We start from the raw sequence: 2,457 nt of genomic DNA on the forward strand, positions 1-2,457 counted from the left end.
GGTTGATCGCGAGGGTGCGCAGTGTGCTGGGTGCCGAGTTGCGGATCCGGGATCTGTTCGACGCACCCACCCCCGCCCAACTCGCCACCCGCCTAACGCAAGCCAAGAAGACGAAGAGCAGGCCCGCCCTGCGTCCGAGGAACACCCGAGAGCACGGGGAGTAACGGTGATGATTCCGCTGTCGTACGCCCAGCAGCGTCTGTGGTTCCTCGACCGGCTCGAAGGACCCAACCCGTCCTACAACACCCCCGTCGCCATCCGCCTCACCGGTGTTCTGGACGTGGCCGCGTTGAGCGCGGCCTTGCGTGACGTCCTGGGCCGTCACGAGGCCCTGCGCACCGTCTTTCCGGAGCAGGACGGGGTTCCGCGGCAACGTGTCGTCGCGATGGACGACCTCGACTGGGAGCCGGCCGTCGTCGAGACCGCCGCCGAGGACGTGGCCGCGGCCGTGCGGGAGGCAGCGGCCCGGCCGTTCGATCTGTCCGGCGAACTGTGCTTCCGTGTTTGGCTGTTCACTCAGGCACCGGACGAGAATGTTCTCCTCATGGTCATGCACCACATCGTGTCCGACGGTTGGTCGCTGGGGCCGCTGGCGCGTGACCTGTCGGCAGCGTATGCCGCCCGGTGCCGGGGCGAGGCGCCGGAGTGGGCTCCGCTGCCGGTGCAGTACGCGGACTACGCGGTGTGGCAGCGGGACCTGCTGGGCGACGAGGACGACCCGGACAGTCTGCTGTCGGAGCAGGTGGCGTACTGGCGCAAGACGCTGGCGGGGGCACCGGAGGAGCTGGTGCTGCCGACCGACCGGCCCCGGCCCGCGATGTCGGGGTACGACGGTCACCAGGTCGCCCTGACCGTTCCCGCGCAGGTCCACCGCAGGCTGGCGGAGATCGCCCGGCAGCAGGACGCGACGCTTTTCATGGTGCTGCAGGCCGCGCTCGGGGTGCTGCTGTCCCGACTGGGCGCCGGCGAGGACATCGTCGTCGGCACGCCCGTGGCGGGGCGGACCGACGACGCCCTGGACGACCTGATCGGGTTCTTCGTCAACACGCTCGTGCTCCGCACGGACCTCTCCGGCGCGCCCACCTTCGCCGAACTGGTGGACCGCGCCCGGGAAACCGGGCTGGACGCCCTCGACCATCAGGACGTCCCCTTCGAGCGTCTGGTGGAGGTGCTGTCGCCGACGCGGTCGTTGGCACGGCATCCCCTGTTCCAGGTCATGCTCACGGTGCAGAACACGGGCCGGGCCGCACTGCGGCTGTCCGGACTGACCGCATCGGCGATGCCGACGAAGGGTGTACCCGCGAAGTTCGACCTGGACGTCACCGTCAGCGAAGTGGTGGAGGGAGGCGCGCCCGCCGGACTGCGTGGCCTGGTGACGGTCTCGGCGGATCTGTTCGACCGTGAGTCGGCGCAGTTGATCGCGGAGCGGTTCGTGCGTGTCCTGGAGACGGTGGCCGGGGACCCGGGCGTGCGCGTGAACGCGGTCGACGTGCTGGGTGCGGCCGAGCGTGACCGTGTGCTGCGGGAGTGGAACGACACGGGTGTGGCGGTTCCCGCGGAGACGGCGGTCGAGCGGTTCGAACGCCAGGTGGTCCCGGCTCCGGATGCGGTGGCGGTGGCGTGCGCCTGCGGAGTCGAGGTGTCGTACGGAGAGTTGAACGCCCGGGCGAACCGGCTGGCGCGGTATCTGGTCGGCCTGGGTGTCGGGCCGGAGTCGGTGGTGGGGCTGTGCCTGTCGCGCGGTGTGGATCTGATCGTGGCCGTGCTCGGGGTGCTGAAGGCAGGCGGTGCCTATCTCCCGTTGGACCCGGACTATCCGGCGGAGCGGCTGCAGTTCATGCTTGCCGATGCCCGACCCGTGTGCGTACTGACCGAGTCGGACGTGGCGGAGTCGATGCCGAGTGTGACGACTCCGCTCGTACTGCTGGACGCCCCGGCCATGGCCGAGCGCCTGGAGGAGTGCTCGCCCGGCGACCTCCTCGACACCGACCGGCGGGCACCGCTTCTGCCGGCGCACCCCGCCTACGTGATCTACACCTCGGGGTCCACCGGCGTGCCCAAGGGCGTCGTGGCCGTGCACTCGGGCCTGCTGAACCTGGCTCAGGCCGGTCGGACCCGGTTCGGTACGGCCTCGGGGGGACGGGTCGCGCAGTTCGCATCGGTGAGTTTCGACCAGTTCTGCGCGGACTGGTCACTGGCCCTGCTGTCCGGGGCGACGCTGGTCATGGTGCCGTCGGACCGTCGGCTCGGTACGGAGCTCGCTTCGTTCCTGGCCGAGCAAGAGGTCACCCATGTGTCGCTGCCGCCCGCCGCGTTGGCGACTCTGGACAGCGGATCGATCCGCGAAGGCGTCGTGATCGACGTCGGTGGCGAGGCGTCGTCGGCGGAGTTGCTCGCGCGCTGGTCGGCCGGGCGCATGCTGTTCAACACCTACGGTCCGACGGAGACGACCGTGGA

Annotated in this window: 1 protein-coding gene; it reads left to right on the plus strand. The window is 70.2% G+C overall.

Features of this window, described 5'->3' with window-relative positions; all coding sequences use genetic code 11:
- Positions 1-169: 169 nt before the first annotated feature.
- On the plus strand, positions 170-2,457 hold a 2,288-nt coding region (locus ACFZDK_RS55730; protein ID WP_390987073.1), incomplete at its 3' end, for a condensation domain-containing protein.

Source organism: Streptomyces sp. NPDC007901, assembly GCF_042959465.1.
Lineage (GTDB): Bacteria > Actinomycetota > Actinomycetes > Streptomycetales > Streptomycetaceae > Streptomyces.